This window comes from Streptomyces durbertensis (genome assembly GCF_014156695.1).
In the GTDB taxonomy this organism is placed as follows: domain Bacteria; phylum Actinomycetota; class Actinomycetes; order Streptomycetales; family Streptomycetaceae; genus Streptomyces; species Streptomyces durbertensis.
The window spans coordinates 1-5,000 of the sequence record NZ_WMLF01000402.1 but is presented as its reverse complement, the minus strand read 5'-3'; the positions used below and the strand labels follow the sequence as shown (position 1 = coordinate 5,000).

Below are 5,000 nucleotides of genomic sequence, written 5' to 3'. Positions count from 1 at the left end.
CCTTCGGCACGCTCACCGTGCTGCCCGTCACCGTGCGCCGCTGGGACCGGCGGGCCGCCCGCGGCGGCATGTGCTGGGCGCCGGCGGTCGGCCTGGTGCTCGGACTGTTCGGCGCGGCGGTCGGCGGCGTCCTGCTGCTGCTCGGTTCCGGCGCGACGCTGGCCGGCGTGGCGACGGTGGCGGCGTGGGCGGTGCTGTCCAGGGCGCTGCACCTGGACGGGCTCGCCGACGTCGCCGACGGTCTGGGCAGCGGCCGGCCCGCGGAGGGCGCGCTCGCGGTGATGAAGCGTTCGGACATCGGCCCGTTCGGCGTGCTGACTGTTGTCCTGGTGCTGCTCGCGCAGGTGGCCGCGCTGGCGGAGCTGTACGCGGAGTCCTGGGCGCGCGGCACGTTCGCGGCGGCGCTCGCCGCGGTGACCGCGCGGACCGCGCTCACGCTGACCGCGCGGCACGGAGTGCCGGCGGCCCGGGCCGAGGGTCTCGGCGCGGTGGTCGCCGAGGCGGTGCCCCGGGCCGCCGCGTGGGGCGCGGCGGCGGCGGTGGCACTGGTCTCCGGTCTGGCGGCGTGGCCGCTGTTCGGCGGCGGGGCCGCGCTGCTCGCGGCGGCCGCCGTCGTCGCCGGACTGGCCTGCGCGCAGGGCCTGTTGCGGCACTGCCTGCGGCGGCTGGGCGGGGTGACGGGGGATGTGTTCGGCGCGGTGTGTGAAGTAGCGGGTACCGCCGCGCTGTTGATCCTGACGTTCGGTTGAGCGCACGCTGGGGGCTGCGCGCGGCGTCGCGGTCCGCCTCCGGCGGGCGCGGGCTTCGCGCCCTCACGGCCCGACGACCAGGAGTCGGGGCGTAGGCTCGCCCCACCACCACCCACCAACGAACAGGATCGCAGAAACCGTGACTGCACTGACCCTCAGTACTTCGTCCGCCGCGACGTTGCGCGCGGACGCCGTCGTCGTCGGCGTCGCCCAGGGGGCGGACGGGGCCACGAGCCCGCTGCTCGCCGCCGGGGCCGAGGCTGTGAACGAGTCCTTCGGCGGCCGGCTGGCCGCCGTCCTGGAGACGCTCGGGGCGACCGGCCGCGAGGGTGAGGTCACCAAGGTGCCCTCGGCCGACGGGATGAAGGCCCCGCTGGTGCTCGCGGTGGGTCTGGGCCAGAGCCCGGACAAGGACGAGACGTACGGCACGGAGACGCTGCGCCGCGCGGCGGGCGCCGCCGCCCGCGCGCTGACCGGCAGCAGGAAGGCCGCGTTCGCGCTGCCGGTCGAGGGCGACGCCGAGGCTCTGGCCGCCGTCTGCGAGGGCGCGCTGCTGGGCGCCTACGCCTTCGACGCCTACCGCGGCGACGGCCGCTCCGACGGCGCCAAGGGCTCGGCGAAGGCCGCCGGCAAGGCGAAGACCGGTAAGGACGGCAAGGACGACGAGCGTCGGCGTCCGCTGGCCGAGGTGGCCGTGCTCGGCGCGAAGCCGCGCGACAAGGCCCACAAGGCCGTCGCCGCGCGCGCCGAGGTGCTCGCCACCGAGGTCGCCCGCGCCCGCGACCTGATCAACACCCCGCCGAACGACCTGCACCCGGTCGAGTTCGCCGACCAGGCCCGTGCCGCCGCCAAGGAACACGGCCTGAAGTTCGAGGTGCTGGACGAGAAGGCGCTCGCCAAGGGCGGCTACGGCGGCATCATCGGCGTCGGCCAGGGCTCGGAGAACCCGCCGCGGCTGGTGCGGATCGCCCACACGCACCCCAAGGCGGAGAAGACGATCGCGCTGATCGGCAAGGGCATCACCTACGACTCGGGCGGCATCTCGCTCAAGCCGGCCGGTCACAACGAGACGATGAAGTGCGACATGAGCGGCGCCGCAGCGGTGTTCGCCGCCGTGGTCGCCGCCGCCCGGCTCGGCCTGCGGGTGAACGTGACGGGCTGGCTGGCGCTCGCCGAGAACATGCCGTCCGGTTCGGCCATCCGCCCCGGCGACGTGCTCACCATGTACAGCGGCAAGACCGTCGAGGTGCTGAACACCGACGCGGAGGGCCGGCTGGTCATGGCGGACGCGCTGACCCGGGCGGGCGAGGAGTCCCCCGACGCCCTCGTCGACGTCGCCACCCTCACCGGCGCGATGGTGCTGGCGCTGGGTGACCGCACCTTCGGCATCATGGCCAACGACGACGCGTTCCGCGCCGAGGTGCACGAGACGGCCGAGGAGGTCGGCGAGCAGTCCTGGCCGATGCCGATGCCCACCGAGCTGCGCAAGGGCATGGAGTCCCCGGTGGCGGACATGACCAACGTGGGCGCCCGCCCCGGCGGCGGTCTGTCGGCCGGTCTGTTCCTGCAGGAGTTCGTGCCCGAGGGCACGCCGTGGGCGCACCTGGACATCGCCGGCCCGGCGTTCAACGAGTCGGGGCCGTTCGGCTACACCCCCAAGGGCGGCACCGGCGTCGCCGTGCGCACCCTGGTGCGGCTGGCCGAGCGCACCGCCGACGGCGAGCTGGGCTGAGCCCCGCCCCGCCGTGGCGCCCGGGGCGCTCCGGGGGGACACTGGTTCTCTCCCGCTGGGTGAGAGAGGGGGCCGCGATGCCCACCACGCACGACGGTCACCGCCGCACCCGGCCGCTGGGCATGGACCTGTTCACCCTGGTGGTCGTGGGCGTGGTGGTCGTCCTCGTGACGAGCATGATCCCCGGTCTGCCCGGCTACGCCCCGGCGGTGATCACCGGGGCGGTGCTGCTGGTGGTGTGGGGCGTGCTCGCCTACCGGGGCACCCATCCCTCCCGCCACGGCGACAACCGCGGGGCGCACTGAACCACCGAGCCGCTGAGCCGCCGAACCGCCGAGGCGGGCCCTCCCCGCGCGCGTGTTCGCTTCCAGCGATCCCGGCTCGGTACGCTCATCGCACGGCACCCGCCGTGCCGGCAGGGGGCGTGACCAGCCGTCCTCTCCCCCGACCCGCACCCGTGCGGTGTCCCGGTTCGGTCCCGGAGCCCGGCCCGCCGTCCCGTCCGGCGCCGACAGATGCGAAGATGTTGTACCGGCAGGACAGGGGCCCGCTCAACCAAGGGCCGAGCAAGAAGCGGCCGCACATACAGCCGCCCGGTCACAGTCGACCGGCTCCGGCGCACCCATGCATGGAGGACGTGACGTGGCGAACGACGCCAGCACCGTTTTCGACCTAGTGATCCTCGGCGGCGGTAGCGGCGGTTATGCCGCTGCCCTGCGCGCTTCTCAGCTGGGGCTGGACGTCGCCCTGATCGAGAAGAACAAGGTGGGCGGCACCTGTCTGCACCAGGGATGCATTCCCACCAAGGCCCTGCTGCACGCCGGTGAGATCGCCGACCAGGCGCGGGAGAGCGCCGAGTTCGGCGTGAAGGCCACCTTCGAGGGCATCGACATGGCGGGCGTGCACAAGTACAAGGACGGCGTCGTCGCCGGCCTGTACAAGGGCCTCCAGGGCCTGATCGCCTCCCGCAAGATCACCTACGTGGAGGGCGAGGGCCGGCTGTCCTCCCCGACCTCGGTGGACGTGAACGGCCAGCGCTACGAGGGCCGCCACGTGCTGCTGGCCACCGGTTCGGTGCCGCGCTCCCTGCCCGGCCTGGAGATCGACGGCAACCGGATCATCTCCTCGGACCACGCCCTGGTCATGGACCGGGTGCCGCAGTCCGCGATCATCCTCGGCGGCGGTGTGATCGGCGTCGAGTTCGCCTCGGCGTGGAAGTCCTTCGGCTCCGAGGTCACCATCGTCGAGGGCCTGCCCCACCTGGTGCCGGCCGAGGACGAGAACAGCTCCAAGCTGCTGGAGCGCGCCTTCCGCAAGCGCGGCATCAAGTTCTCGCTGGGTTCCTTCTTCGAGAAGGCGGAGTACACCGAGAACGGCGTCAAGGTCTCCCTGGCCAACGGCAAGGAGTTCGAGGCCGAGGTGCTGCTGGTCGCCATCGGCCGCGGCCCGGTCTCGCAGGGTCTGGGCTACGAGGAGGCCGGGGTCGCGATGGACCGCGGCTTCGTCCTCGCCGACGAGTACTGCCGGACGAACGTGCCGACCATCTCCGCCGTCGGCGACCTCATCCCCACCCTCCAGCTGGCGCACGTCGGCTTCGCCGAGGGCATCCTGGTGGCGGAGCGGCTGGCCGGCCTCAACCCGGTGCCGATCGACTACGACGGCGTGCCGCGGGTCACCTACTGCAACCCGGAGGTCGCCTCCGTCGGTATCACCGAGGCCAAGGCGAAGGAGGTGTACGGCGCCGACAAGGTCGTGACGCTCAAGTACAACCTCGCCGGAAACGGCAAGAGCAAGATCCTCAAGACCGCGGGCGAGATCAAGCTCGTCCAGGTCAGGGACGGCGCGGTCGTCGGCGTCCACATGGTCGGCGACCGGATGGGTGAGCAGGTCGGCGAGGCCCAGCTCATCTACAACTGGGAGGCCCTGCCTGCCGAGGTCGCCCAGCTCCTGCACGCCCACCCGACCCAGAACGAGGCCCTCGGCGAGGCCCACCTGGCGCTGGCCGGGAAGCCGCTGCACTCTCACGACTGACGTACGTCGGGCGCGACACCATCCGCACATTCGTTAAGGAGCAACCGAAACCATGGCGGTTTCCGTAACCCTGCCGGCGCTCGGCGAGAGCGTCACCGAGGGCACCGTCACCCGCTGGCTGAAGGCCGAGGGTGAACACGTCGAGGCCGACGAGCCGTTGCTCGAGGTCTCGACCGACAAGGTCGACACCGAGATCCCGGCCCCGGCCTCCGGCGTGCTGGCGTCCATCAAGGTCGCCGAGGACGAGACCATCGAGGTCGGCGCCGAGCTGGCCGTGATCGACGACGGTTCGGGCGCCCCGGCGGCCGAGTCCGCCCCGGCCGCCGAGCCGGCGCAGCAGCAGGCCGAGCAGGCCCCCGCGCCCGCACAGGAGGCCCCCGCCCAGGAGGCGCCGGCCCAGGAGGCCCCCGCCCAGCAGGGCGCGGCCGAGGGCACCGACGTCACCCTGCCGGCGCTCGGCGAGAGCGTCACCGAGGGCACCGTCACCC

Annotated in this window: 5 protein-coding genes; all 5 read left to right on the top strand. The window is 73.3% G+C overall.

Annotation, left to right across the window (positions count from 1 at the left end; translation table 11 throughout):
- Nucleotides 1-749 (top strand): adenosylcobinamide-GDP ribazoletransferase (locus GL263_RS21345; protein ID WP_182857357.1); only part of this gene is annotated, 749 nt, incomplete at its 5' end.
- A gap of 139 nt (nucleotides 750-888) precedes the next feature.
- The gene (locus tag GL263_RS21340; RefSeq protein WP_182857356.1) at nucleotides 889-2,481 is read left to right on the top strand and encodes a leucyl aminopeptidase; all 1,593 of its coding nucleotides are present in this window, start codon (nucleotides 889-891) and stop codon (nucleotides 2,479-2,481) included.
- 77 nt (nucleotides 2,482-2,558) lie between these two features.
- Entirely contained in the window at nucleotides 2,559-2,786 is a 228-nt protein-coding gene (locus GL263_RS21335) for a hypothetical protein (RefSeq protein ID WP_182857355.1), read from the top strand.
- Between the two features lie 337 nt (nucleotides 2,787-3,123).
- Entirely contained in the window at nucleotides 3,124-4,512 is a 1,389-nt protein-coding gene (lpdA, locus tag GL263_RS21330; protein ID WP_182857354.1) for a dihydrolipoyl dehydrogenase, read from the top strand.
- A gap of 52 nt (nucleotides 4,513-4,564) precedes the next feature.
- On the top strand, nucleotides 4,565-5,000 hold a 436-nt coding region (locus GL263_RS21325), incomplete at its 3' end, for a biotin/lipoyl-containing protein (RefSeq protein ID WP_323379506.1).

Coding starts and splice junctions, on each gene's coding strand:
- GL263_RS21335 (WP_182857355.1), top strand. CDS start 2,559: ATGCCCACCACGCACGACGGTCACCGCCGCACCCGGCCGCTGGGCATG.